This window comes from Lysinibacillus sp. FJAT-14745 (genome assembly GCF_001275675.1).
In the GTDB taxonomy this organism is placed as follows: domain Bacteria; phylum Bacillota; class Bacilli; order Bacillales_A; family Planococcaceae; genus Lysinibacillus.
Genome location: NZ_LITM01000009.1, coordinates 151,172 through 178,058 on the forward strand (window position 1 = coordinate 151,172; position 26,887 = coordinate 178,058).

Genomic DNA, 26,887 nt, shown 5'->3' on the forward strand with positions numbered 1-26,887 from the left:
CTTAAGCCTCTGGCATGTCTAGTTGAGGTGCATCGCCCCATAGACGCTCTAAGTTATAATAAGCGCGTTCATCTTTATGGAATACATGCGCTACAACATCTCCTAGGTCTACAAGAACCCAGCGTGCTGCATCGAAGCCTTCTACGCGGCGAATTTCAAACCCCTCTTTTACTGCTACCTCTTGTAATTCACGTGCGATTGCTTGCACTTGACGGTCAGAATTACCATGAGAAATAATAAAGTAATCCGCTAAAAGTGAAATGCCTTGCATATTTAAAACGACAATATCCTCACCATGTTTGTCGTCAATTGCTTTGTAAGCTGATTGTAATAAAGTTGAAGTCATCCTTCACTGTCCTCTCTTTTCATCATATCGTTGTAACATTCTATTGATAATGGATAAATTGGTTGTTTTGTGTCAATTAAAAATGCCAATGTATGGCGCACACAAGCACTCATCGCTTTATCCAAATGTTTTTTTGCTTTTTTTCGTAGACGATCAACACCATCAAATTTACGATTAGGTTCAATCATATCTGCAACAAAAATAATTTTTTCTAAACGGCTCATGCCTACGCGTCCTGTTGTATGAAAACGAATAGCATTTAACATATCCTCATCTGTAATGCCGAATTCGCTTTCTGCAATATATGCACCTACTGGACCATGCAGTAATTCACTACCCCAGCCAATAAGGCGAGCATCTAATTTTTCATCACGGACGATTTTCTCCATCCATTCGATATCTGCATATTTCGCAAGATCGTGAAGGATGGCAGCTATCTCAGCCTTTTTTTCATCCTCACCATATAATGTTGCTAGCTCAATGGCTGTTTCCATTACACCAATGGTATGAATATAGCGCTTCTCAGGCATGCGTGGCTTAATCGCCGCCAAGTACTGTTCGCGTTCCATATAGACCTTCCTCTCGTATGAACGTCTCTACCGCTTCAGGCAGTAAAAAAGTAATCGTTCCCCCAGTGGCAAGGCGTTCACGAATCAGTGTGGACGATAAATCGATTTGGGGAGCTTCCACCATTACTAATGGATACTCTGTTGTGGCCTCTGTTCCTGGACGCTTTACTCCTACAAATTGCACAAGCTTCACTAATTCATCAATACAGTACCATGTATGAAGCGAATCAATCATGTCGCCGCCTATGATAAAGTAAAATTTCACATTAGGCTCTCTTATACACATCGCAGAAAGCGTCTTATATGAATAGGATACGCCACCCTTATCCACCTCATACGACTCCACAGAAAAATACGGATATGGACTTATTGCACGCCTTACCATTTCAAGGCGTTCCACATCGCTAGCATCATGACGTGCGAACTTATGTGGTGGCAACGCATTTGGCATAAAGCGAACTTCATCTAGATCCAATGCATGCAGTACTTCATTAGCCATCATTAAATGTCCATTATGTGGTGGATTAAATGTACCTCCCAGTAAACCGACCTTTTTCATCGTCTCACCTTATTTCGTTACTTTTGGTAATGCAATCTTTTTATGATTGCGTGACTCTTTATATAATACAACTGTCAGTCCAATTAATTGCACAAGCTCTGCATGAGCACCTTTAGCAAGTGCTTCTGCCACTTCATGCTTGTCCTCCTCACAGTTATCTAAAATACGTACCTTAATCAACTCTCGTACTTCTAATGCTTCACGAATTTGCTTTGTCATTTCATCATTAACGCCGCCTTTTCCTACTTGGAAAATCGGTGTTAAATGATGTGCTTCTGCACGTAAAAAACGTTTTTGTTTACCTGTTAACATAAAAATTAATTTCCTCCTAATTGCGCCTTTAATTGCGCAATCATTGAATTTGTATTTGGGTATTCAGCAAGCCAATGCTCAAAAGCAATAGCTCCTTGGTGAACGAACATTCCAAGACCCGTAACGACGGTTGCTCCTTTTTCCTCAGCCGCTTTTAAAAAAGGCGTCATTAATGGATTATACACAATATCGGCCACAATTGCGCCTTTTGCAAGTCGTTCTAATGAAAATGGCATTGAAAAATTGCCCGTAGCAAGTCCAGCCGATGTCATTTGCACTAAAATGCCGAAATCAGCTAATGATTCCTCAGCCTCTGCTAAAGAAATAGCATTTCCTATACCTATTTCATCGACAATTGCTTGAGCATTGGCCACTGTGCGATTGGCAATGGTTAAATTCGTATAACCTTGCTGCTGCATAGCAAAAGCAATACCACGAGCAGCACCGCCCGCACCAATAAGAAGCACTGGCTTGTCTTTATGTGACTTGCCAACCGCTTCTTCTAGCGAACGCACAAAACCAACACCATCTGTATTGTATCCCTTTAATTTTCCTTCTTTTGTTCGGACAACCGTATTGACAGCTCCCATTTTTTCTGCCAACTCATCTAGCTCATCTAAATAAGGAATGATCGCTGTTTTATGTGGGATTGTAATGTTCCAGCCGCTTGCACCTAAAGTTTTCAAACCAGCAACCGCTGACTCCAAATTTTCAGAAGTTACACGCACTGGAATATACGTCGCATCTATCGACAGCTCCTCGAACCAAGCATTATGCATTGCTGGAGATTTCGAATGCTCAATTGGATCACCAATAACCGCAAACCATTTCTTCATTTCCTAGTCCCTCTTCTCTACTTGTACATCCTAAATTAGTGATGGGCGAATTGAAACTTGTACACCCTTTGGTGCATAAGCTGCTACAACAACATTGGCATGCTGCACTGTAATCCATCCAAGACCAGAGAATACAACGTCTGTTTTCGCTTCTTTGATAGAGAACTCATGACGCACTAATGGCGGTAGCTGTTCTATAAATTCAGCAGTTGGAGGTGCCAGTAATTCACCCTTATGCTCTTCATACAATGTATCTGCCTTCTCAAGCTTTGTACGGTGTATTGGTAAGTCATTTGCCACGTGTACCGTAAATGCCGAACGGTCTCCTTGAATAAAGTCAAAACGAGCAAGAGCACCGATAAATAATGTTTGTCCTGCATTTTGTTGATATACTTTTGGCTTTATTTCTTTTTTAGGCATAATATATTTTAATTCGCTAGCGTCAATATGGTGTGCCATCTGATGGTGATTAATAATTCCTGGTGTATCATATAATGCACTACCATCATCTAATGGAATTTCAATCATATCTAAAGTAGTACCTGGGAAATGAGAAGTTGTAATAATCTCACCTTCACCAGTAGCTTGCTTGATAATGCGATTAATGAACGTGGATTTCCCAACATTTGTACAACCTACAACGTACACATTTTGTCCATTACGGTACTCATCAATGGCTTCCATCGCTTCAGCCATTCCTTTACCTTTATGGGCACTCACTAAAAGTACATCGACAGGTTGTAGACCAAGAGCCTTTGCTTCACGTTTTAGCCAATTAATCACTTTTTTCGGTTTCACAGATTTCGGTAATAGATCGGCTTTATTCGCGATTAATAACACAGGATTTTTCCCAACGAAGCGGTGAAGTCCTGGTAACCAGCTCCCATTGAAGTCAAATATATCAACAATTTTTACGATTAAGCCTTGCTGTGTTCCAAGACCGTTTAATATGCGTAAAAAGTCGTCATCTGTTAATGACACTGGTTGAATTTCATTATAATTTTTCAAACGGAAGCAACGTTGGCAAATGACCACGTCTTTTTCTAATGATGATGGGGGTGCAAACCCAACTGCTGTTTTATCTTCTGTTTGAATTGTTGTACCACAGCCAATACAATTTGGCATTTCGTTCATTCTTTTTCCTCCCAAGTAGTGATTCCTTTTCGTTTCAAATTATTGAACACACGACGTTCAATAAATCGATTGAATTTAGTTACGAGCCCATCTGATTGTGCAACTGGTTTTACTAGTACCGTATGCAACCCTAAGCGATTTGCGCCCATTACATCTGTTAGTAGTTGGTCTCCTACCATTACTACTTCCTGTGGTCGTAACCCTAATTGAATAATTGCACTATAAAAGGCATTACGAAGTGGCTTTCTCGCCTTATGAATATAAGGAATACCTAATGGCTCAGCAAATTGCTTTACACGTGCTTCTTTGTTATTCGACGCAATAATAACACGAATGCCTGATTCTTTCATAATGCGCAGCCAAATAATAAGTTCTTCCGTTGCATCTGCACGGTCCCATTCCACAAGCGTATTATCTAAATCCGTAATAATACCTTTAATGCCTAAGTCTTGAAGCTTTTCCGGTGTAATTTCATAAATACTCGTGACAAATTCATCTGGTAATAAAAAATTATACAAAATAGCGACCCCTAATCTAAACGTATTATTCGACCATTATAGCATATTTGCAAAGGCTTCACCCATTCGAATTGGGCTTCCTTGTACAACATTTTCCGTAAATTCTATTGCACCCTTTTCAAACAGCATAACTACTGTTGAACCGAATGAAAAATAGCCGACTTCTTCACCCTTACGCCACTGTGTTGTTGTATTAGTAAGCACGATAGAGTTTACAAAGGTAGCACCAACTTTAATAAATGCTACCTGCTGATTATTAGCCACTTTCAGCTCCGTTACTGAACGATAATTGTGTGAAATTGGTTTTTTACCGTATGTAAGACCGAGCTGATTAACAGGATAGGATTTTTGACCAAGTGTATATTGTCTTAGCACTTCCCCATCGATCGGGCTATGAATACGGTGATAATCTGCAGGACTCAAGTAAAACACGATATAGTGTCCATCTGCATATTGTGAAGCACGTTCTGTATTGCCAAGTAAATCTTGTAAAGCATAAGGCTTACCCTTTACAAGAAACGTCATATCCCATTCGATACGTCCAAATGATTCCACTTTGGCATCCACTGGACTTACATAGGTAGTGGGATTTAGTTCAATTGGACGTGCATGTTCTAAAAGCTCTCTTGTAAAAAAATCATGTAAACTTGAAAAATGTTGTTGTTTTTTTGAAACTTCTTCAAGATTAATATCGTATACCTTCATGTAACTTGGAATAATACGTTTACTCCACTTTGCTTTTGCAATAGATTGCAAAAGATGGGAAGATTGCTTTCCATTCGTTAATTCAATCAAGCGTTGATATAGTTTTTCTTTCATAAAACAAAACCCCTATCGATTAATTTAGACTGTCAATTTTTTCGCATTCGAAGTATAATGGTACAATATCTTAAGTGCAAAGGAGTGATCCCCCTTGTTTTTTTATCACAAGTTGGTGGATACCACGGTTAAGAAAATGAAATCGCAAGCAGCAAACTTTATCACAATCAGTAATATGTCCTTCGGCGGCGCGGCCATAATGGCTACACTACACGAATACTATAGCTACAGTGTCTTGTTTATCTTTATCGCAGCCCTTCTTGATCGCTATGACGGAAAGGTAGCTAGAGCGCTCGGACAAGTGTCTGATCTAGGTAAACAATTAGATTCTATGAGTGATATTATATCATTTGGTGTGGCGCCTGCATTATTAATGTATAAAGTTGTCTTAGTCGACTTTGGTTTCGTCGGCATGACGATGACAGTACTATACATCATCTGCGGTGCGATGAGATTAGCTCGCTTTAATATTACTGAAGCAAACGGCTATTTTACAGGGTTACCAATTACAGCTGCAGGTACGATCTTAACTTTAACGTATTTTGCATCTAATACGTTCCACCCGGCATTTTATCTTTTCCTATTCCCAATACTAGCATTACTAATGATTAGTACAATCACGTTAAAAAAAGTGTAACAGCGCATTTGCTGTTGCACTTTTTTTCATTTAACACAGTTTCATAACATATACTGTCGAAAAATGGGGAAAGGATGAAATCATTCAATGAGCGGAATTTTTACATCTATGTTGCAGTTATGGCTTGAGATCCCAGCGTTACTTGGCTATTTAAAGGGGCAAACATTCCATAAACCCTTTTCAAAAGAAGAGGAAGCTGCTTGTATTGAACGATTTTTAGGCGGTGATGAGCAAGCGCGTCTTGACCTAATTGAACGCAATATGAGACTTGTCGCACACGTTGTGAAGAAATTCCACCCAAAGCATGAACAGCTTGATGATTATATTTCCATCGGCACTATTGGGCTTATGAAAGCTGTAGAAAGTTATACTCCCGACAAAAAAACCCGTCTTGCCACTTATGCAGCCCGCTGTATCGAAAATGAAATTTTAATGCATCTGCGTACACAGAAAAAAGTGCAAAAAGATGTTAGCCTATTTGAGCCAATCGGTACAGATAAAGATGGTAATGCCCTACAAATCCGCGATCTCTTACAATGCGATGAAGAGAGTGCAACAGAAAAACTTGAACATAAAGAACATGTTGCACAACTATACCATTATTTGCATATGCTTGACGAACGTGAACTCGAAATCGTCACACTTCGTTATGGTCTTAACCAGCAGGATGCACTCACACAAAAGGAAATCGCTGCACGTTTAAATATTTCTCGAAGCTATGTATCTCGCATTGAAAAGCGAGCACTTATTAAACTCTATCAATTATATAAACGAGATCAAAAGATAATTGAGTAATATATTGTAAATTGATAATTATAAAATTACAATAAATCCATTACATTATTCTGCGAGTAATCTTGTATTTTTTGTTACAAAAGTAACCCTTAGGCTTATCATCATAACGTGGAGTTGATTTCCGCTCCGGCTGGGCGCTTTCCTTTGAGCGTCCAACCTCCACACCAATCAACTTGTAGGGAACGTTTTAACAAATGTCATACCGAACTTTCCGGTAATTAGCCCATCCTTAGAAGTTAGCATAAATCATTAAGCTAAAAAAAGCTCCCTTGCGTCATTAAATGTCGCAAGAGAGCTTTTTCTCTTAATGAAATTCTACAGATTCTGATAGTTCTACTGAAATAAGTGTACCGAGTAACATTGTTATAATGACTGCACCCGCTGTTAAAAATAGCATTTTGAATGCCTCCCATCTAAATATGAAGAGATTTATTTAACAACAGTTTAGCACTAGCGAGACTTTTAAACTGTGATTTTTCTCACATTCAAAGGCACTCATTTTGACTATTTTGTGTAGTTTAGATTGGTGAAAACTAAAAATCAGTGGGGATGAAGAAAACCCCACTGATTTAAAATTTTTATAACGATTCGATAGCTTTTAATACGATTTGTGTTGAATGTTTTGCAGCTATTGGTAAAAACTCATCGAAGCTAATATTCGATTCTTTTCCAGCAATATCTGATAAAGCACGAATAACAACAAACGAAGTACCAAATTGATAGCATACTTGTGCAACGGCTGCTGCTTCCATCTCAACTGCCTTCATTTGTGGGAAATGCTGACGGACAGCTTCTACACGAACAGGATCATTCATAAAGGCATCTCCTGAGCAAATTAAACCAATACCATATTGGTGCTCTCCAACAGCCTCTACTGCCTCTTCAGCCACTTTCATAAGTTTTTCATCTGATTTGTAAGCTGCTGGCATACCAGCCATCTGACCCATTTCATAACCGAAAATCGTTACATCTACATCATGATGACGAACTTCATCTGAAATAACGACTGCGCCTACTTCAAGAGATTCATCATAGCCTCCTGCAGAGCCCGTATTAATGACTACATCAGGCTTGAATTCATGTAATAGAATAGTAGTTGACATTGCAGCATTCACTTTACCAATACCGCTTTTTAACAAAACTACCTCTTTCTCTTTATAAGTTCCTGTTGTATATTCACTGCCTGCAATTGTTGAGCTTTTTGCCTGATCTAATGAAGCTCGTAAAAGCTCTACTTCCTCTTCCATTGCGCCGATTACTGCAATTTTCATGTCTATGTTACTTCCCTTCTTTATTCAACTCTATTAAAAAATAAACAAACGAGTTATTTTCGTCAATAGGCGCCATTTAGTGTTTTTAGTTGCTCAAGTTTTACTGGTGTCCAGCCTTCGTTGTCGACCCATTCCATACTAACTCGATACATTTTTGTCTTATCTTTCGTTGAAACTGTTGCAATAGCAGAATTGGCGCTACCGTTATTTCCCATACGCCAGATAATCATATTGTCCTTTTCGATGCCTGTAACGGCCGTAACTGTTGCTACCTTTTCAGCCCAGTCTACTGACTTACCATCGTAAGAAGACACATGCTGACCTGTTTGTGTTGTAGGTGTAGGTTCCCAATTTTTATTTGTTATGACCTTGTCAACAATTGGGTTGTCTGAAGTACTTTCAGTAGTAGCGTCCCGTTCAGATGTTTGAGTTCCATCTGTAGACCCTTCCTTTGCTGATTTTTCCTCTTGAGCTGATTCATCATTTTTTTGCTCTTTAGAAGGCTTTTCCTTCACATTTTCTTTATCGTTCTTCTGTTCCTGTTTCGGCTCGTTTTTCTCAGCCTTTCCTGCATCATCCTGCCATTTAAACACAAATGTTGCTGTTATAATAATTAATATCACGACAATACCAATTAAAACATTCAATAGTTTATCTAGCTTTTTATTACGAGATGGCTGCAAATGACGACTGCTTCGAGTTTGTCGTTCACTCATGAAGTCTCCCCCTCTCTAGCCAATATTCTATCAAGTTCAACAGTACTTGCAAAATAATTGTGCTCATATATTTTTTAATAGAGAAATATCTCGGCATATTTTCAATGATTTTTGGATCATCACCAAAACGTATGGTTGATTTCCGTTCCGACTGGGCGCTTTGTTGCTGACGCTACGCTTTCGCACAGATAAAACATTTGCCGCTGACGCTTCGCTTTCGCGCAGAGCAAAGCTTCCTGGAGTCGCCCAGTCGTAACGAAGATCAACTTATTTACATAGTAGTCGTTTTAACAAAAGTCATCAACTACTTTTAGTGATGAACAGGATTTTACCATTGATGTGAAAACTTACATAGAATATCGATTCAAGAAGCAACTTCTCCTTGGCGTAATTGCTGTCGCTTAAAAAACATTTGCTGGATGAAGAGAAAAGCAGCTAGCTCTCCTTTCAAAAGATAAGCTAACTGCTTGTACAAAAATTATTTGATTGAAATAATTTTAACTTTCATTTCACCACCAGGTGTTTGTACGACAACCTCTTCGCCTTCAGCACGACCAAGCAAGCCTTTAGCAATTGGTGATTCATTAGAAATGCGGAATTCCATTGGATCTGCCTCAGCCGAACCAACAATCGTATACGATTCCTCATCCGTTGATGGTTTTCCATTAATAATTTCTACAAATGAAACCGTTTTCCCTAGTGAAACAACACTGTTGTCTGTTTCATCCTCAGAAATAATAACTGCGTTACGAATCATTGATTTTAATGTAGAAATTCGACCTTCTAAAAAGGCTTGTTCTTCTTTTGCAGAATCATACTCAGCGTTTTCAGACAGATCCCCGAAATCACGAGCGATTTTAATACGTTCTACGATTTCCTTACGTGTTTCTGTTTCTAATTTTACTAATTCTTCTTCTAATTTTCTTTTACCTTCAGCTGTCATTGGGTATTGTTTTTCGTTTGCCAAAGTTCTTCACTCCTTGTTTTCGTCAATATAAAAACATAAAACTCGATTAAGTGCCTAGTAGGATTCACTTAATCGAATTTTATTATTTTTAAACGGTTTCAAATTACTCTTTGACCTAATAGTATGCATGCCTTTCTGAAATATGTACAGATTTGCATGTAAATATTGTCAATACCACTCTATCTTATTACAATACGTTGTCGGTTTCAAGGATAGTTTTAATCTTCGTTACCATTAAATCAATTGCAACCTCATTATCCCCGCCTTCAGGAATAATAATATCAGCATAACGTTTCGTCGGCTCAATAAATAAATTATGCATTGGACGCACTGCCGATAAATATTGGTCGATTACAGAATCTGTTGTACGTCCACGCTCTTTTATATCACGCATTATACGACGAATAATACGTAAATCTGAGTCCGTATCTACAAATAATTTAATATCCATTAAATCACGTAAATCTGCATCTTCTAACACTAAAATACCTTCTAATATAATAACATCTACAGGTTCAACATGAACAACTTCTTTTGCTCTTGTATGCTCTACATAATCATATACAGGCTTTTCAATTGGTTGACGTACTAATAATTTTTTTATGTGTTCAATTAACAAATCATTATCAAACGCTAACGGATGGTCATAGTTTGTACCTAGACGCTCCTCAAACGTTATATGACTTTGATCTTTATAATAAAAATCTTGTTCAATTACAACTACTGAATGGTCACGGAAAACTTCATAAATAGCACGGGTCACACTCGTTTTTCCCGAGCATGAGCCACCAGCGATTCCGATGACGACTGGACGCTTCGCTGCCATTAATTATTCTCCTTTCGCATCATGTTATGCGGTTTTAATGGTGTATCACATTTAAATTTAACAATTTGTAGTGGATGACGTGCGGCATCTAAGCTATTGCCATCCTCGTCCCAAATTTCACCCATTGTAAAACGGAAATTTTCGATTTCTGGTCCAAAGAACTCTACCTCATCGCCAGGCTTAAAATAGTTACGTTGTTGCATTGTAACCATTTTCGTTTCAGGGTCATGCTCTAAAATTAAACCAGCAAACTCATAAGTCGTTTTACGGCCATGTACACCAAACATTTGCTCCTCGTGGCCAGGAGCATCATGGAAGAATGCTTCGGCAGTATCACGGTTAGCACATTTGTCTAGTTCCTCGAGCCATTCACGTTTAATTTTGAAATTTTCAGGGTCAGCACAATAAGCGTCAATCACTTTGCGGTACACTGAAACAACTGTAGCAACATAGTGAATTGATTTCATGCGACCTTCTACTTTTAATGAATCAATACCAAGCTCAATCATATGTGGAATTGCTTCAATCAGCTTTAAGTCTTTTGGACTCATCGCAAAAGGTGCGTGATTATCATCGAAAAGTGCCTTTTCTTCGCCATCCTCTAGCTCATATAAATCATAGTCCCAGCGGCAAGATTGACAGCAACCACCACGGTTAGAGTCACGAGCAGTCATATGATTTGAAAGTACACAGCGACCAGAATAGGCGATACACATTGCTCCATGAACGAAAGCCTCAATTTCAATATCGACTTTTTCTTTCATCAGCTTCATTTCTTCGCCGCCAACTTCACGTGCTAATACTACACGATGTAAGCCTTCTTCTTTCCAATACTGTACTGCCTTCCAGTTCGATAAAGATTGCTGTGTAGAAAGGTGAATTTCAAGCTTTGGTGCAGCTGTACGGCATGTTTCAATGATTAATGGGTCCGCTACAATAATGCCTGTAACACCCGCAGATTCAATATCTTGTAAATATTGCTCTAAGCCGTCCATATTTTCATTGTGGGCGAAAATATTTGTCGTAACATATATTTTTGCACCGTATTTATTGGCGAATTCAACACCTTCGCGCATTTCTTCAATTGAGAAGTTGTCTGCATTTGAACGTAGACCGAACTCTCGTCCACCGATAAATACAGCATCTGCTCCATAATGAACTGCTACTTTTAATTTTTCTAAACTACCTGCAGGGGCAAGTAGCTCTGGTTTTTTTGTAATGACACGTTTACCGTCAACAATCTCACGGATTTTGTCATTTTGTTCTAATACTAATGCCATGTTCTTGCCACCTCCTAATAAACTGTTTCCTTGAAGATAAAGCCAGTATCAAGAGGTCTGATGGCAGGCTGAATGTCTTCAATTTTAGCTAATAAATCATCTTTAATATCTTCATACGCATCTTCTGATTCGTCATAATATGTGTCAATTGCTTGACGATAAGCTTCTGTTACTGTGACCACATATTCAGGTGTTTGAAGAACACCCTCAATTTTCAGTGCATCAATGCCACCTTCGAATAATTCGCCAAGCTCGTCAATAATACACATATCGTTTGGACTGTAAATATGAGTACCGTTAGCGTCCTCATAAATTGGATATTTATTATTACGTTCATCATCATGAAGGAACATATTGCGATTTTCCTTACGATTTTCAATTTCCATTACTTTATCTTGATATAAGAAATAATGGCCTAGTAATGGACGTTTTGATTGGAACATACATGTCATTCCATGTACTTGAACCTCAATCTCTACTTCTGCATTTTCTTTAATTTCTAGCACTTCATCTAAAGAAAGTTCACGTGAAAGCACTGCACGAGTTGCTCCGCGTTTTCCCCAATAATTTGCCGTAAACCAGTTCGTTGCAGTCGTTTCTGGATTCCAGTGTAGCGGTATTGTTACACCTTGCTCACGACGGATGATTAATACTGCTGGATCACCATAAATTAAACGGTCAACACCAATACGTTGCATTTCTTTTAAATATTCGGCAAGCTCATCCAATTTTTCATTATGGAATAGCGCATTTACCGCAACATAAACCTTTTTACCCGCTGCATGAATTAGCTTTGTAGCTTCTTCCACTTCACTAACAGAAAATTCTCCTGCTAAGCGCAGACCAAATTGTTGTTCACCAATGACAAAAGCATCTGCTCCAGCCTGTAAAAGTGCTTTAACATGGTCCACTGATTGCGGTGTAACAAGCAATTCAGGTTTTTTCATAATAGTCACCTCTTCAAACATAATAATAAACCATCACCGACTGGTAAAAATGCACTTGTGTAATCAGGGTGCTGCATAATCCATTCGGTAAAGTTTTTTAAATTGCGAATCATTGTACGCTTACGACGCGGTACATCTTTTAAATCCAAATCTGATAAGCCATGCATATACATATTATCGATATACAGAACTCCGCCAGATTTTACAAGAGGTGCATACTTTTCAAAAAAGCGTTGATATTGTCCCTTTGCAGCATCGATAAAAACAGCATCGAAGGTCGTTTGAATTGCTTCATCATTCACCTCTAAGGCGTCACCTTCAATGACCGTAATACGATCTGATACTATGGAACGTTCAATATAAGCCTTTGCTCTCGTAACACGCTCTAAATCACGCTCGATTGTAACGATATGCACATTTGGTAAAGCCTCTGCCATCCTTATTGCAGAATAACCAATTGCTGTACCAATCTCTAAAATTTTCGATGGATTTTGAATACGTAGCAGTTGATTTAGTGCATCAATGCCTGCAAGTTGCATAATCGGTACATGATTCTCCTCCGCAAATGCTTCCATTTCTAAAAGCAATTCATTACGTGGTTGAATAAATGATTGTATATATGCATCTGATAATTCCATTTTTCAGTTCACCCTCATATCAATTATGCCTCGGCATAATTGTGTCTGGAATCGGCTTTGTGCTTGGGCCTGCACGAGGGCCGACACGATGTCGGTCATTTTGGTAATGCCACAGGACGTGGCGTTTTTACCAATGCAGGTCAGTTAGCCGTTATCGCATGGATGCGATGATTTTAGGCTAACATCCCCTAAGAATTCCTTTCCGATTCCATGACATCCGCCGGAGGCTTTAACTTCTTTCAGCGGATGTTTACCCGCTGAAAGAAGTTAAAAGGCAACGAGCAATACTCGTTGTCTGTACTTCATCATTTAGCAACAAAAAGAAAAAGACCAAACGTGATGTCTTGGTACTTCGTCATACAAAAATGAGCAATTGTTTTTATAAGCTCAAAACAATTGCCACCACGTATATTATTCCGCATTAACGGACAGATTGAATTTTTTCCATGCGGATCGATTAAAAATCACAATTTATAATAGCATGAAAATAGAAGGAAAGCTATTTTTCTTTCCTTCTATCCACATTATTGCTATTTATTTTTGCTATTTAAAGTACTTACTCTGCTTTTTTTATATATTTATCTACTTTTTGTAAATGTTCATCGTACGTTTTTGAGAAGTGGTTAATACCTTTTTTATCCGCTAAGAAGTAGAGATAGTCCGTTTTACTTGGATTAAGCACTGCTTCAATTGAAGTTTTTCCAGCACCCGCAATAGGACCTGGTGGTAAGCCTTTATTTTTGTAAGTATTATAGGCATTATCTACTTCTAAATCTTCATATAGTACACGATCTTTATGGGAACCAAGTGCATATAAAACAGTTGGATCTGTTTGTAATGGCATCCCTTGATCGATACGATTATAGAATACGCTCGCAATCGTTTCTCGATCTGTTTGGGCAGTAGCTTCTCTTTCCAGTAATGAAGCAAATGTTAATAATTGATGTACTGACATTTTCTTTTCAGTTAAAACATCGTTGTAATTTTTCACAACCTTGTCCATTGCTCCTACCATTTCGTCTACAATCGATTCCAATGATGGTTTTTCTTCAAAATAAGAATAAGTTGCAGGGAATAAATAGCCCTCTAAATCATATCGGATATTATCAGCTAAAACTGCATCCGTTACAAGCTCAGGGTATTTAGCCTTCATTTTTTGTACAAACGCCTCGCTTGTTACTAAGTCCATAAATTCTTTTTGAGTGTACGGCGTTTTCTTTTCCACAATATTACCAATTTGTTCAAGTGTTAAACCTTCAGGAATTGTCATTGTAAAGACTGGCTTACGGTAGACCTTCCCGGTTTTTAAACTTTCGATTAGCTCATCCAATGTCATTGATTGTGTTAAACCATAGTTTCCTGCTTGGAACTGGGATTCATTTTTAAATTTAGCATAGTATTTAAAAACACGAGCATCTTTAATAATCCCTTTTTCCTCTAGTAGAGTTGAAATAGAGCTTAGAGTAGAGCCAATTGGTACTTCAACTGATATTGTTTTAGTCGCATCTGGATCCACTGGTTTTAAGGCACTCTTTACATAATTATAGCCAAGTAAACCAACAATCCCTCCTATTAGAACAAAAGCAATTGCAACAATAGCAACGATTTTTCTCACAATTTTTACCTCGGATTTTCTTTCTTGCATTTTTGAAAACATTTCTTGTTTTTTTGAACCGTTATTCACGGGTTTCCCCCCTATCACTCCATTATCATACTAGAAATCAACTATCACGACAAACAGAAATAGATAATTCATCTAATAAATCAAAGTTAATTTTCCCAGGTTTAGTCAACAAACTGACACCAAAACCTTTGACAGCCTCATCTGATGTTACTAGAAATACAATTTTTAATATACTTTTTTTAACTATAAGTACAAACGCTTACATTCCAATACAATTCGACTTGACAACTGAAAAGAAAAAAACTCTGAGTAGCATTTACCACTCAGAGCTCTAATTACAATTCATTTAATACATCTTCAACAAATGCCCATTCTTCATCTGTTTCAATCGGTAATAAATCATCAATCGTTCCATCATTTCCCGATACGTATTGAGAAGCAAAAATATCGCGTTCCTCTATTGGCTCGTCCGTTGCTAGAACATATAGTACATAGGATTTGCCAAATTGTTCAGATGAAAATGTATGAATAACCTCACATACCTGATCTGCCCCATTGTCATCTGTTATTGTAAATAACTGCGGCTCTTCTTCAAATTCGTCTAGAAGTGTCAGGACTACCTCGTTAATCATTTCCCATTCTACATCTGTTTCAACAGGCTGTAAATTTGTCATTTCTCCATTGTTATCATCATAATCAAATGTCATAGCAGAAATGTCTCCAGGAATTTCATTGCCCTCTTCGTCGATTAACGAAAACAATACATATGATTTTTCCTCTGCATCGAAGGTGAAAACAACACGACACTTTTGCTCCTTGCCATTTTCTCCAACTATAAGAAATTCTTGCGTTTCCTCGTTCATATAATTTCCTCCTTAATTAGACTTAATTATGTTTCCAACTTTGATACGAGTCATTTTTTTGGTAACACAAAAATATCATCTTTAATTCACTAGATTCGTCATAGTCTCACATAACCTCACAGCCATATGGCTCAACACCATAACGTATGGTTGATTTCCGTTCCGGCTGGGCGCTTTCCTGGGGGCGTCCGATGAGCCGCTTCACTCGCGTTGCTCGCTCCAGGGTCTCGGGCCAACACGATGTTGGTCACGAAGGCGTTATCACAGGACGTGATGGTTTTAGCCTTCGTTCCTCTAATCGCTGATCCCCAAGGAGTCGCCCAGCCTCCACTCCAATCAACTAATATACAGGGCATATAATCAATTATGCCTCAGCATAATTGCGTCCGGAGTCTTTAGGCCAACATGATGTTGGTCACTCAGTCGTTGCCACAGGACGTGGCGTTCTTAGACTGAGTTCCTCTATTTCAGCGGGTTTGGACACCAGCTGAAAAGTAACTTAAATCCACATTCATTTCACCATCTATATAGGTGGAGACTTCTGTACCTGTCGCTACGCTTTCGATACAAAAAACATTTGCTGAAAGAAGTTAAAAAAATGTCTTCCACAACTTTTGGTGATGAAACAGCTTTATTCTTTCAAAAGTAAAAAAGGAACAAGGAATGCTTGTTGCCATCCTTGTTCCACACTTTTAAAGATTACGATGATTATTCCTCGTTTTCATCCTCTAAAGCGTTTAATACGTCTTCTACCATATCCCACTCTGCTTCAGTTTCGATTGGTGTTAATTCACCATCTTCACCATTTTCAGATGGAACGAATGAAGATACGAAGATTTCTACAGAGCCATCTTCATCTTCTTCTGCGCCTACCATAGAGTAAAATACGTATGATTTGCCAAATTCAGCTGATTCATGTACGTGAATTACTTCACAAAGCTGTTCATTTCCGTTCTCGTCAATCACTGTAATGTGTTGTACATGTAATTCTTCTTCATGGTTATGTTCGTGTGCCATGTGCTTGTCACCTCATCAATTAATTTTTGCTATCCAAGTAGCCTTGTAAAATCATCACAGCAGCCATTTTATCAATGACTTGCTTACGCTTTTTGCGACTCACGTCTGCTTCGATTAGCATACGCTCAGCAGCCATCGTAGTTAAACGCTCATCCCAAAGCTTGACCGGTAGTGAAAATGTTTCTTCTAAAAGCTTTTTATAGTTTTCAGAAGCCTCACCACGCGGTCCTACCGTATTATTCATGTTTTTCGGGTATCCTACAACAAATTCTGTTATAGCATATTCCTTTACTAGCTCAGCTATACGTTCAATGCCGAATTCGCCGTTAGCTTCATCAATTTTTACGGTTTCAATACCTTGGGCCGTCCACCCTAAAGCATCACTAATAGCAACGCCAACGGTTTTTGACCCAACGTCTAATCCCATAATTCTCATTTCTAGTCCTCGTTGTTCTTTTTAATATAAAACTTAACAAGCTCTTCTAGAATTTCGTCACGCTCAAGCTTGCGAATTAAATTACGAGCATCCTGATGGCGAGGAATATACGCCGGATCACCAGAAAGTAAATAACCGACAATCTGATTGATAGGGTTATATCCCTTTTCCTCTAATGAAGAATGTACTTTCAACATTACCTGCTTGACTTCCTGTTCCATTGATTCTTCTGGAAAATTAAATTTCATAGTTTGATCAAATGAACTCATGACCAGCACCTCGCTTTCAGAAATAAGGAGATGTGCAAAAGCTCATCTCCAATTTCTCTTTATTATAACATGTTTTGGCGTATTATCAATTATGCCTCGGCATAATTGCGTCCGGAGGCTTTGGGCCAACACGATGTTGGTCACTCAGGCGTTTTCACAGGATGTGAAGGTTTTAGCCTGAGTTCCTCTTTTTCAGCGGATGTTTGGACACCTGCTGAAAGAAGTTAAATGGATTTAACATAATCATACACAGAAAGTAGTGCTTCATCAAGTTTTGATGCATCTTTTGCACCTGCCATCGCCATATCTGGACGACCGCCACCTTTACCACCACATGCTTCTGCTACCATTTTTACGATATTTCCTGCATGGTAATTGCCACCAACTAAATCTTTTGTTACACCAGCACATAGCATAACCTTTTCGCCATCGACAGCACCAAGAACGATAATAGCTTTAGGCATTTTAGCTTTCAAGTCATCCATCATTTGACGAAGTTGATTGTTGTCTTTCGCCTCAACTTTAGTAGATAGAACAGTTACATCCCCAAAAGTTTGCGCTGCGTCCACAATAGCGCCCGCTTGTGCATTCGCGATTTTTTGTGATAATGCCTCATTTTCGCGTTGTAAATCTTTGTAGTCAGCTTGCAATGCTTGTACTTTTGTTACAAGATCTTTCGGATTTGCTTTTAATAATGCTGCCGCTTCGATTAATAAAGCTTCTTCCTCTTTTACTGCTTCATATGCAACTTTACCTGTCACAGCCTCGATACGACGAGTACCTGCACCGATACCACCTTCTGAAACAATTTTGAAGAAGCCAATTTCAGAAGAACGTTTTACGTGAATACCACCGCAAAGCTCAATAGAGTAGTCGCCAATTGAAACAACTCGAACGATATCGCCATATTTCTCACCGAATAGCGCCATTGCTCCCATAGCTTTCGCTTCATCGATGCCTTTTTCTTCAATAACGACCTCTATATCATCCCACACTTTTTCATTTACAATACGTTCAATTTGTTGTAATTCCTCTTTTGTCACTTGTCCGAAGTGAGAGAAGTCAAAACGTAAACGATCAGGCCCTACATATGATCCAGCTTGGCTAACATGGTCGCCCAGTACATCTTTTAATGCACGTTGCATAATATGTGTTGCTGTATGGTTTTTAATAATTAAATTACGTTCTTCACGGTTAACTACTGCTTTCACAGCATCTTCAACTTGCATTTCGCCAGATTCTACAAGTACAGTATGAAGCGGCTGACCATTCGGAGCTTTTTGTACATCTTTTACAATAGCAGTAAAACTATCATTAGAAATAACACCGCTATCCGCAATTTGACCACCCATTTCAGCATAGAATGGTGTTTTAGCTAAAATAACTAGTGCTTCTTGCCCTTCAGATGCTACTTTTGATACTTGGCCGTTGACAATGATCGCTGCAACTTCTGTGTCTGTCGCTAATGTATCATAGCCTACAAATTCACTCGCAACCGTCAAGTTTGCTAGCACTTCGTTTTGTACTTGCATTGAATCCACATCTTGACGAGCTGCACGTGCGCGTTCACGTTGTTCTTCCATTGCTGTTTCAAAGCCTTCATGGTCTACCTTCATGCCTACTTCTTCCGCATACTCTTCTGTTAATTCGATTGGGAAACCGTAAGTATCATATAAACGGAATGCATCTGCACCTGGAATATAGTCATGTCCAGCTGCTTTTTGAGCTTCTACTACTTCGTTAAAGATAGCAAGACCACCGTCTAATGTTTCATGGAAGCGAATTTCTTCATTTTTAATAACACGTTGGATAAACTCGCATTTTTCCGTTACTTCTGGGTAGAAATCATTCATAATTTCCCCTACAGTTGGTACTAATTCAAACATAAATGGCTTTTCAATGCCAATTTGTTTTGCATAGCGCACAGCACGACGTAGTAAACGGCGTAATACATAACCACGACCTTCATTTGAAGGAAGGGCACCATCACCAATGGCAAACGCCACTGTACGGATATGGTCTGCGATAACTTTAAATGGAGTATTAATATCTTCTTCTGAACCGAAGATTTCACTTAGCGCTACTTCACTTGGACGTTTGTATTTGCGATTTGCTAATTGCTCGATTTTTTCAATAATAGGCATGAATAAATCAGTATCAAAGTTTGTTGGAACATTTTGAACAACTGATACGATACGCTCAAGACCCATACCAGTATCAATATTTTGTTTTGGAAGTGGCGTATATGTGCCATCAGGATTATGGTTGAATTGAGAGAACACTAAGTTCCAAATTTCAAGATAGCGTTCATTTTCACCACCTGGATACATTTCTGGATCATTTTCATCTGAACCGTATTCTTCCCCACGGTCATAAAAAATTTCTGAGTTAGGACCAGATGGACCTTCACCGATATCCCAGAAGTTCCCCTCTAGTCGGATTAAACGCTCTTCAGGAATACCAATTTCGTTATGCCAAACATCATACGCTTCTTGGTCTTCAGGATGGATCGTAATAGATAAAAGCTCCGGATCAAAGCCCATCCATTTTTTATCCGTTAAGAACTCCCAAGCATAATGAATAGCTTCTTTTTTGAAGTAATCCCCAATTGAGAAGTTACCTAGCATTTCAAAGAACGTATGGTGTCGAGCCGTTTTACCTACGTTTTCAATATCATTTGTACGAATTGATTTTTGGGCATTTGTAATACGTGGATTGTCAGGAATGATACGACCATCGAAATATGGTTTAAGTGTTGCAACACCTGAGTTAATCCAAAGTAATGATGGGTCATTGATTGGCACAAGTGGTGCTGATGGCTCATGATGATGACCTTTTTCTTTAAAGAATTCTAAATACATGCGGCGAATTTCTACTGCTTTCATATGAAAAGTTCCTCCCAATATGTTTTGTAAAATACGAAATGAGTCCGCAAATCAATTTTGCTTCGGCGTAAACTTTCACGCAAATAGACATAAAAAAGCCCCCATCCCCAAAAAGGGACGAGGACTTGTGTTTGTCTCGCGGTACCACCCTAGTTGTAAGTAAAAGTATACTTACCTCTTTAGCACTTGTAACGTAAGTGAACGGCAGGGATTAACTGCACTCTGGAGTAGCTTTCGGTATTTGCTATTGTGAGGATTTTTTCAGCCAAGAAATCCCTTTCTTTTACACGCACAAATACGTACTTATTCCATCATCGTTTTTTACTATTTTCTAACGAGAATTATAAAAAAAATATTTTCTTCTGTCAATTGGCACTATAATTGCTAAACATAACTAAGCTCATTTTTCCCAAGGAGTCTAACCTTCACTCTTATGTCGTCTTTATCTTGGCCAAAAAATCCTTCAATTAAAATGGGATACTCTATCCCACTATGCTACCGAGAGAAATAATTTTTTTTGTAAAAAACGAAAGTAGACAATCCTGTTAACAAAACCATTACGACGATTACTACCCAAAATGCATTAGATGCATTTTGATAAGGTAGAGGCACATTCATCCCATAAATGCTGGCAATTAACATCGGCACTGATAATATGATTGTAAATGAAGCAAGTAATTTAAGGACTTGACTTACGTTGTTTTGAATCACGTTACCATATGCATCCATAATATTATTTAAATTAGTTTGATTAATTTCCGTCACTTCATACGCTTGATCTATTTCAATGAGCACGTCGTCTAAAACGCTTGCATCGTCTTCATCTAATTCGAGATTGCTAGCCTGTAATATTTTTTGCATCGTAAATTTCATCTGTTTAAGTGATGTTACCATATATATAAGACTTTCATTCAAGTATAGTAGTGTGTATAACTCACTATTACGATATGACTTGGCAAGTTCTTTTTCTGCTAATGTGATTTCCCGTTCAATTGTCGCTAAAAAATGAATATACGCTCGAGCCGTTAAACTTAATACGTTTAAAGTGTTGCGCGTTTTCAGATGCGTCTCAAAAAGAGTCATCTCTCCATTAAAAAGTTCTTTCATGAATGGTAGCTCTTCTTTACATATCGTAATCATATGATTTTTCGTGTGAATAATCCCCATAGGAATTGTTCGATATTTCACGTCTTGAGAAGAGCTGTCGACATCTAATTGATCGTACGGGACATGAATAACCATCAAGACCGCTCCGTTGCGCTCTTCAATTCGTGGGCGTTCTTCTAAATCTAGTGAATCAGTCAAAAAATCACTAGGAACAGCAAGAGCTGCCACCACACGTTCAATTTCAATGGATGTTGGCGCTTCGAGATGTAGCCAACTGTTATACCCAATATTTGATGTCTGCTCAAATTTACCCTCGGAATTACTATTGTATATTAAAAGCATTTTGGGACACATCCTTTCTTTTCTACGGTACGAAAATATTAAAAACGTAAAAATTTTGTTTTGTAAAATACGTAGACAAGACTTCCACTGATTCCCATCATTATTCCAATAACTACTAAGAACATAATTGGCTGTTCTTCAAATGGCAATGAAACGTTCATTGAGAAAACACTTCCAATTATAGTTGGAATCATTAGTACAAGTGTAAGAGTAGTCAATATTTTCAAAACGCTATTTAAGTTATTATGCGTAATTGCTGCGTATGCATCCATTAGATTACTTAAACTAAGACTACGCATTTCCGTTACTTCCGCTGCTTGTTCAAGATCTACTAGCGCATTATGCAGCATCTCCTCATCCTCACTATATAGCTTTATATCTTGCCCTTTGGAAAGGTGTAAAAACACATTGCGCATAGCTCGTAAAGATGTCGAAAAATATACCAAACTTTTATTAATATGAATCAGACCGAACAGCTCTCGGTTGTTATGTGATTCTTTTAATTCTTGCTGTAATCGTCCAACCTGCACTTTTATACGCTTAAGAATATCGAGATACGATTGAGCAATTGCTTCAAATAGTAGCAATGTTATTCGAGTCTTCATATGCGTATGAAATGTTCCATACTTTCCTGAAAATATGTCTCTGCATAATGGATTGTCTTCTTTTGTGACAATTATTAAATGGTCCTTTACATGAATAATCCCGATTGGTATCGTACGATAAGGGATTTCCTCGTACAAACGTTCCTCATTTATCGCCACAGGAGAATTGAGAATGATGACCATTGACGAATCTTCTTTTTCAATCCGAGGTCGCTCATTGATGTCTAAGGAATCACGAATAAAATCTTTCGGAATATTAAGTTTATTTGAAATTTGAGAAATTTCAGCATCTGTCGGATCCACAAGATAGAGCAACGTGTTGTGAACAATATCAGATACCTGCTGTAATTGACCTATTGAATTACTTTGATATATCGTAAGCATCTTTTTTCCTCACTTTCTCTTCTAAAATAGCCGTTTTTTATAAAACACCCAACCTGTCAACAAGCTAATGACTATAGAAAGGGACATAAGTACTAATAATGCGTATTCTTCATCCTGCCTTGGCAACGGGAAATTCATCCCATATATCGTTGCGACCATCGTCGGAAACGTCAAGATAATCGTAAATGCAGTTAAAACTTTCACTACAATACTAAGGTTAATTTCAATCGCCGCAGAATATGCGTCCATCATATTGCTTAAATTTTCGTTGTAAATTTTTGATGTATCAAGAGCTTGTTGCATCTCATTAAGAGTGGCTTGCATCCGTTTTCCATTTTCTTCATTCATTTCAAGTACTCTTGACAATTTTCTCATCATCACAAGATTTACTTTTAATGCCTTTATGAAATAAACAAGGCTCTTATTTATATTGAGTAAAGTATATACTTCACTGTTCTTGATTGATTTTTGTATTAATTTTTCAGATACAATAACTTTTCGATTAATATCATCAAGGCATCGTAAACAATAACGGGCCGAAACAAGCAACAATTGTAAAATAAAAGATACATTAATATTGTTATTAAAATTTTTATCGAGAATTTTCCTAAATTCCTGTAAAATCGGATGATTAACGCGACAAATTATTACAATTACTTCACTTGTTTGAATAATACCGATTGGAATTGTCCTATATGGTGTAGTTTCACCGTTTGGCATTTTTAAGGGTACATTGACAATCAGTAATAAATCATTTCCGCTTTTTTCTATTCGTGATCGTTCATCAATATCAAGGGAGTCACTAATAAAGTCAGTAGGTACTCCAAGGCGATTAGCAACATACTGTATATCCTTTTCGGATGGTTCAGTGAGATATACACAGCTACCCTGAACGATTTTAGGCTGTTCTTCCAGTAGCCCTTCTTGGCTTCTTTTATAGATTTTAAGCATTGAATCGTCCTCCTAATCTGCTGAATTAAAACAGATTTACGTTTTTTACTCCTACTATCTCCATCGGTCGGACTCGGATTCTCCATTTTGACCCCCTCCTTTCTAAAAACGAACACTTATTCTCCGCTAAAGTGTAATAAAGTTCTTTTTTGAAAACAAAAAAACCTCCAGGAGTCCCGGAGATTTAAAAAAGTGCATAAAAAAATAAATAAGTACAAAAAGCACTTTCGTTTTCCCCTAACTCGAGTTTTAGCACTATACACCGTAAAGAAAAAAATTCATCTCTTAGCCACCTTAAGAAAAGCCTTAATTCGGCAATTCCTGTTCTACCCATGGGCATCTTTCGATATTTCTGGGCAGTGGCCTATGTTTGTATAGGAGCCTCACCTAACGAGGTTTTATTTAATTTCCTCGCAATCGTAATCCGTATTTTTTGATTTGTCAAGAGCACAAAAATGGTTTTTAGGTTTTTTTATTACAAATTTCTGTACGAAATGAAAATCAAATGTTGTGGTTTTCATCTTAAAATTTTCGGTTGTTTACGAAAAAAATTTTTTCCAAGATAACAGATAAAGAGTATTCGTAAGTTGATTCTATTCCAACCCATATCAAGGAACCGCAAGCAGAGCGACAAGAACACTTGCCGCTTTCCTCTATGGACTTTCATACCAACATTTTTTAATCAAGAATTGATTTTTGAATTGATCCTCTTTAGATTTCTTGTTCAACAGTTTAACTATAAAAAACATAAGTATTATGAAAAGAACTTATCAACTGTTACAGAAGCTATTGATTATCTCAAAGTACAGATTTATTATTTTTTTATTCGAAAAACTTCTACCAAAATTTGATTTGAAGTAAAAATACCTTTGTAAGGTAGGTGAACGAAGGCTAATGACATAACGTCCTGTGATACGCCTTTCTAGCCAATATTGTTTTGCCCCAGACGGACGGGAATCCCCCACGTATAATGATGAGCCGAAAACATTTACAGGATACTATTTTAAAATTTTTGCTTTTGAACAGTTGTTGACAACCAAAATTATTCGGAGTACAATTCACCTGAAAACAATAAATCCTCGTTAGGTGAGGCTCCTATGCAAACATAGGCCACTGCCCAGAAATATCGAAAGATACCCATGGGTAGAACAGGAATTGCCGAATTAAGGCTTTTCATAAAGTGGCTAAGAAATGATTACATTTCTTTACGGTGTATAGTGCTAAAACTCGATTAAGGGGAATCGAACGTACTTTTTTTGATTTTTCGTGCGCTTTTCACCCCCTCTAAATCGTTAGAGGGGGTTTTATTTTATTTGACTATAAAAGGGGGAACATGTGATGGACAGTTATTCGATATGGCATTTCATATTTTTAAATAATTCGAATATGGCAAAAGGCAGCGTTTTTGCGTTCAGTCCGCATATGTCCCTTTCTTCAAAAATCCAATTATGAATTTTCTGTAAATTGGAGTTTATCAAGATAGGTTTATTTGATGTGTACGTTGAACATGATACATTCTAAGCAAGAAGCTCCCTTTTTACGGGAGCTTTTTTATATTATTTTTTATTTTAGTGACATTCTACAAAAAGAAATGATGAGGTGATTGACGATGACAATGACAGTAGAAATGATAATCAAGCTAAGCATAGCTTTACTTTTCGGATTATTGATCGGTATTGACAGACAGATTAAACAAAAACAACTTGGCATGAGACCTAGTATGGTCATCTGCATTGCCAGCTGTTTATTAACAATTGTATCCATAGAAGCATTCGGAAAATTTGGAGGTGCCAATCATCCGAATATGGATCCGATGCGACTTGCTGCGCAGATTGTAAGTGGAGTTGGTTTCATTGGTGCTGGTGTTATTTTACGAAGAAGTAATGAGGTTATTTCTGGTCTTACTTCCGCTGCACTAATCTGGTCAGCTTCTGCCCTTGGAATTTCTATAGGGGCGGGGTTTTATCTAGAAGCAACATGTGCAGTCATCCTCTTGATAGTGGCAGTCAACATTGTACCCTTTTTCATTAAAACATTAGGTCTATCAACACTTAACCGCCAGGAAATTTCATTAAAGATTATCGTGGAATCGAATTATCGTATGACAGAATTAATTAAAATGATTAAGCATAGAGAACAAAATGGATCTTCCAAAAAACATGAGAATAAAATTCGGCATTTCAAACTCAAAGATATTGATAACGATCACCAATTAATTGACTTAGTTCTTTCAGTACCAGAAGACCAATATACGACGGAGATTTATTATTATGTCAAAAAGATTGATCACGTCTTGAGTGTCGAAATTGAGAATTTGTAATAGAAAGGAGCGTCAAACATGATTAGACTACATCAATATAAATATAAAGAAGAGTACACATACTACATGTTGCAATCTTTAAAGTCAGGAAAAAAAGATTCTTTTCGAAAGGATTTTCTAGATTTACATCCTATGGATCAAGCAACGTTTTTTATTGAACTTAGTGAGGAAAGACGCTTTACGATTTATTCTTTTTTAACGCCTTGTGAATTTGGGAAAATTTTTAGCGAGCTAGAACCAGCCATGCAGAAAAAATGTATTATAGAGCTTGACCGACCATTTGCAGTGGAGATGTTAAATGAATTACCTCCAGATGACGCCACAGATTTTTTGGGGCTACTATCATATAAAGAAGCCGATTTTTATTTAGAGCGGATGGAAAAAGACGAAGCCGATGATATTAAGCAATTACTTCAATACGAAAAAGGATCAGTGGGAGCCTTAATGACAACAGACGTCGTAATAGTAGCAAAAGATGACTTAGTAATTGATGTGTTTGAACGTCTAAAGCACAGTGAAGCAGATGCAGAAACTTTCTATTACTTATACGTTACTGATACCAATAAACAATTGCTCGGAGTCGTTTCATTACGAGAACTAATAATTTCCCCGCCTGAGTGTCGAATGGACGAAATTATGAACTCTGGAATCATTTCAGTATCTGCCAATACAAATCAATCTGAGGTAACTCAAATCGTACACAAATATGGTCTTTTAGCAGTCCCTGTTGTCACAGAGAACTATGAACTCCTTGGAATCGTTACTTTTGATGATGTGCTGACTTATCTATAAAGATATTGATATATTTTATCAGGTGTGTTGATTAACCATTTTGAAACATCCAAAGAGGCTGATTTCCGCTACGGGCTACTCGCTTTGTTGCTGACGCTTCGCTTTCGCACAGAGCAAAGCTT

At 37.8% G+C, this 26,887-nt stretch carries 28 protein-coding genes, 2 riboswitches and 1 other annotated feature; of the genes, 4 read left to right on the forward strand and 24 right to left on the reverse strand.

The window, feature by feature from the left end:
- Position 1: 1 nt before the first annotated feature.
- Genes rsfS through AMS59_RS15985 form a run of 8 tightly spaced genes read right to left on the reverse strand, consistent with a single transcriptional unit; the run spans position 2 to position 5,093 of the window.
- Entirely contained in the window at positions 2-346 is a 345-nt protein-coding gene (gene rsfS, locus AMS59_RS15950; protein ID WP_053484733.1) for a ribosome silencing factor, read from the reverse strand.
- Positions 343-915 carry a bis(5'-nucleosyl)-tetraphosphatase (symmetrical) YqeK gene (gene yqeK / locus AMS59_RS15955; RefSeq protein ID WP_053484734.1) on the reverse strand — a complete coding sequence of 191 codons (573 nt, stop codon included), beginning with the start codon at positions 913-915 and terminating at the stop codon, positions 343-345. The genes rsfS and yqeK overlap by 4 nt, the downstream gene beginning before the upstream one ends.
- Entirely contained in the window at positions 884-1,474 is a 591-nt protein-coding gene (locus AMS59_RS15960) for a nicotinate-nucleotide adenylyltransferase (RefSeq protein ID WP_053484735.1), read from the reverse strand. The genes yqeK and AMS59_RS15960 overlap by 32 nt, the downstream gene beginning before the upstream one ends.
- Positions 1,475-1,483: 9 nt before the next feature.
- On the reverse strand, positions 1,484-1,786 hold the full coding sequence (gene yhbY, locus AMS59_RS15965) for a ribosome assembly RNA-binding protein YhbY (RefSeq protein ID WP_053484736.1): 303 nt from the start codon (positions 1,784-1,786) through the stop codon (positions 1,484-1,486).
- Positions 1,787-1,791: 5 nt separating this feature from the next.
- Positions 1,792-2,622: a shikimate dehydrogenase gene (gene aroE / locus AMS59_RS15970; protein WP_053484737.1), complete on the reverse strand. Its 831-nt coding sequence runs from the start codon at positions 2,620-2,622 to the stop codon at positions 1,792-1,794.
- Positions 2,623-2,652: 30 nt separating this feature from the next.
- On the reverse strand, positions 2,653-3,756 hold the full coding sequence (yqeH, locus tag AMS59_RS15975) for a ribosome biogenesis GTPase YqeH (protein ID WP_053484738.1): 1,104 nt from the start codon (positions 3,754-3,756) through the stop codon (positions 2,653-2,655).
- Positions 3,753-4,274 carry a YqeG family HAD IIIA-type phosphatase gene (locus AMS59_RS15980; protein WP_053484739.1) on the reverse strand — a complete coding sequence of 174 codons (522 nt, stop codon included), beginning with the start codon at positions 4,272-4,274 and terminating at the stop codon, positions 3,753-3,755. The genes yqeH and AMS59_RS15980 overlap by 4 nt, the downstream gene beginning before the upstream one ends.
- Before the next feature lie 36 nt (positions 4,275-4,310).
- The gene (locus AMS59_RS15985; RefSeq protein WP_053484740.1) at positions 4,311-5,093 is read right to left on the reverse strand and encodes a phosphatidylserine decarboxylase; all 783 of its coding nucleotides are present in this window, start codon (positions 5,091-5,093) and stop codon (positions 4,311-4,313) included.
- Between the two features lie 136 nt (positions 5,094-5,229).
- On the opposite strand from AMS59_RS15985, the gene pssA reads away from it, so the two are divergent.
- Both pssA and sigK read left to right on the forward strand, forming a co-directional pair.
- Positions 5,230-5,730, forward strand: a complete 501-nt coding sequence (gene pssA / locus AMS59_RS15990; protein ID WP_053485102.1) for a CDP-diacylglycerol--serine O-phosphatidyltransferase — start codon at positions 5,230-5,232, stop codon at positions 5,728-5,730.
- 87 nt (positions 5,731-5,817) lie between these two features.
- A complete protein-coding gene (sigK, locus tag AMS59_RS15995; RefSeq protein ID WP_053484741.1) occupies positions 5,818-6,525 on the forward strand; it encodes an RNA polymerase sporulation sigma factor SigK in 708 nt (235 codons plus the stop codon).
- Between the two features lie 578 nt (positions 6,526-7,103).
- Here sigK and mtnN read toward each other — a convergent pair.
- The 16 genes from mtnN to AMS59_RS16075 form a co-directional block, all read right to left on the reverse strand.
- On the reverse strand, positions 7,104-7,796 hold the full coding sequence (mtnN, locus tag AMS59_RS16000; protein WP_053484742.1) for a 5'-methylthioadenosine/S-adenosylhomocysteine nucleosidase: 693 nt from the start codon (positions 7,794-7,796) through the stop codon (positions 7,104-7,106).
- A gap of 62 nt (positions 7,797-7,858) precedes the next feature.
- Complete coding sequence (locus AMS59_RS16005) at positions 7,859-8,512, reverse strand: YrrS family protein (RefSeq protein WP_053484743.1); 654 nt, start codon at positions 8,510-8,512, stop codon at positions 7,859-7,861.
- Between the two features lie 478 nt (positions 8,513-8,990).
- Entirely contained in the window at positions 8,991-9,479 is a 489-nt protein-coding gene (gene greA, locus AMS59_RS16010; protein WP_053484744.1) for a transcription elongation factor GreA, read from the reverse strand.
- Positions 9,480-9,666: 187 nt separating this feature from the next.
- Positions 9,667-10,305, reverse strand: coding sequence for a uridine kinase (gene udk, locus AMS59_RS16015; RefSeq protein WP_053484745.1), 639 nt, complete (start codon positions 10,303-10,305; stop codon positions 9,667-9,669).
- The gene (locus AMS59_RS16020; RefSeq protein WP_053484746.1) at positions 10,305-11,585 is read right to left on the reverse strand and encodes a U32 family peptidase; all 1,281 of its coding nucleotides are present in this window, start codon (positions 11,583-11,585) and stop codon (positions 10,305-10,307) included. Before AMS59_RS16020 ends, udk begins: the two co-directional genes overlap by 1 nt.
- A gap of 14 nt (positions 11,586-11,599) precedes the next feature.
- Positions 11,600-12,532, reverse strand: coding sequence for a peptidase U32 family protein (locus AMS59_RS16025; RefSeq protein WP_053484747.1), 933 nt, complete (start codon positions 12,530-12,532; stop codon positions 11,600-11,602).
- Positions 12,533-12,537: 5 nt separating this feature from the next.
- Complete coding sequence (locus AMS59_RS16030) at positions 12,538-13,170, reverse strand: O-methyltransferase (RefSeq protein WP_053484748.1); 633 nt, start codon at positions 13,168-13,170, stop codon at positions 12,538-12,540.
- A gap of 556 nt (positions 13,171-13,726) precedes the next feature.
- A complete protein-coding gene (gene mltG, locus AMS59_RS16035; protein ID WP_053484749.1) occupies positions 13,727-14,854 on the reverse strand; it encodes an endolytic transglycosylase MltG in 1,128 nt (375 codons plus the stop codon).
- Positions 14,855-15,129: 275 nt separating this feature from the next.
- Positions 15,130-15,657 carry a DUF1292 domain-containing protein gene (locus AMS59_RS16040; protein WP_053484750.1) on the reverse strand — a complete coding sequence of 176 codons (528 nt, stop codon included), beginning with the start codon at positions 15,655-15,657 and terminating at the stop codon, positions 15,130-15,132.
- A 708-nt stretch (positions 15,658-16,365) separates the two neighbouring features.
- The gene (locus tag AMS59_RS16045; RefSeq protein WP_053484751.1) at positions 16,366-16,674 is read right to left on the reverse strand and encodes a DUF1292 domain-containing protein; all 309 of its coding nucleotides are present in this window, start codon (positions 16,672-16,674) and stop codon (positions 16,366-16,368) included.
- Positions 16,675-16,693: 19 nt separating this feature from the next.
- A complete protein-coding gene (ruvX, locus tag AMS59_RS16050) occupies positions 16,694-17,110 on the reverse strand; it encodes a Holliday junction resolvase RuvX (protein ID WP_053484752.1) in 417 nt (138 codons plus the stop codon).
- A gap of 2 nt (positions 17,111-17,112) precedes the next feature.
- Positions 17,113-17,379 carry an IreB family regulatory phosphoprotein gene (locus tag AMS59_RS16055; RefSeq protein ID WP_004226839.1) on the reverse strand — a complete coding sequence of 89 codons (267 nt, stop codon included), beginning with the start codon at positions 17,377-17,379 and terminating at the stop codon, positions 17,113-17,115.
- Positions 17,380-17,603: 224 nt separating this feature from the next.
- Complete coding sequence (alaS, locus tag AMS59_RS16060; protein ID WP_053484753.1) at positions 17,604-20,264, reverse strand: alanine--tRNA ligase; 2,661 nt, start codon at positions 20,262-20,264, stop codon at positions 17,604-17,606.
- A 110-nt stretch (positions 20,265-20,374) separates the two neighbouring features.
- Positions 20,375-20,588: a binding site (T-box leader), on the reverse strand.
- 171 nt (positions 20,589-20,759) lie between these two features.
- Complete coding sequence (locus tag AMS59_RS16065) at positions 20,760-21,713, reverse strand: magnesium transporter CorA family protein (protein ID WP_053484754.1); 954 nt, start codon at positions 21,711-21,713, stop codon at positions 20,760-20,762.
- A 38-nt stretch (positions 21,714-21,751) separates the two neighbouring features.
- A complete protein-coding gene (locus AMS59_RS16070) occupies positions 21,752-22,702 on the reverse strand; it encodes a magnesium transporter CorA family protein (protein WP_053484755.1) in 951 nt (316 codons plus the stop codon).
- A 21-nt stretch (positions 22,703-22,723) separates the two neighbouring features.
- Entirely contained in the window at positions 22,724-23,653 is a 930-nt protein-coding gene (locus AMS59_RS16075; protein ID WP_053484756.1) for a magnesium transporter CorA family protein, read from the reverse strand.
- A gap of 228 nt (positions 23,654-23,881) precedes the next feature.
- A riboswitch (M-box (ykoK) riboswitch) is annotated at positions 23,882-24,055 on the reverse strand.
- A 669-nt stretch (positions 24,056-24,724) separates the two neighbouring features.
- Positions 24,725-24,899, forward strand: a riboswitch (M-box (ykoK) riboswitch).
- Positions 24,900-25,268: 369 nt separating this feature from the next.
- Here AMS59_RS16075 and AMS59_RS16085 point away from each other — a divergent pair.
- Both AMS59_RS16085 and AMS59_RS16090 read left to right on the forward strand, forming a co-directional pair.
- On the forward strand, positions 25,269-25,973 hold the full coding sequence (locus tag AMS59_RS16085; RefSeq protein WP_053485103.1) for an MgtC/SapB family protein: 705 nt from the start codon (positions 25,269-25,271) through the stop codon (positions 25,971-25,973).
- Positions 25,974-25,991: 18 nt separating this feature from the next.
- Entirely contained in the window at positions 25,992-26,765 is a 774-nt protein-coding gene (locus AMS59_RS16090; protein WP_053484758.1) for a magnesium transporter MgtE N-terminal domain-containing protein, read from the forward strand.
- Positions 26,766-26,887: the final 122 nt, after the last annotated feature.